This is a genomic window from Rhodococcus sp. EPR-157 (genome assembly GCF_001647195.1).
GTDB lineage: Bacteria > Actinomycetota > Actinomycetes > Mycobacteriales > Mycobacteriaceae > Rhodococcoides.
In genome coordinates this window covers 1-534 of record NZ_LVCV01000657.1, presented here as the reverse complement: position 1 = coordinate 534, position 534 = coordinate 1, and the positions used below count along the sequence as shown (strand labels likewise).

Annotated in this window: 1 protein-coding gene; it reads right to left on the bottom strand. The window is 63.5% G+C overall.

The window, feature by feature from the left end; translation table 11 throughout:
• Positions 1-12 precede the first annotated feature (12 nt).
• A partial coding sequence (locus A2J03_RS27860; RefSeq protein WP_331712414.1) for a carboxyl transferase domain-containing protein occupies positions 13-534 on the bottom strand: 522 nt, incomplete at its 5' end.

Here is a 534-nt window from a genome sequence, read left to right as displayed (position 1 = left end):
TCGCTTCGGCGCTCACAGCGGGATGTTTCCGTGCTTCTTCGGGGGCAGGGTGACCTGTTTGCGTTCGAGTAGTCGTAGTGCGGAGACGATCTGTCCGCGGGTGTGGCTCGGGGGGATGACGGCGTCGAGGTAGCCGCGTTCGGCGGCGACGTACGGGTTGACGAGGGTGTCCTCGTATTCCTGCTGCAGTTTCAACCGCAGTGCGTCGACGTCTTCACCGTTCTTCGCCGCTTCCAACAACTGTTTGCGGTAGACGAACCCCACGGCACCGGAGGCGCCCATGACGGCGATCTGCGCCGTCGGCCACGCCAGGTTCACATCGGCACCCATGTGCTTGGAACCCATCACGTCGTACGCGCCGCCGTAGGCCTTGCGGGTGATGACGGTGATCTTGCCGACCGTCGCCTCACCGTAGGCGTAGAGCAGCTTCGCGCCACGACGGATGATGCCATTGAATTCCTGCCCGGTGCCGGGCAGGAACCCGGGGACATCGACCAAGGTGATGATGGGAACGTTGAACGCATCACAGGTCCG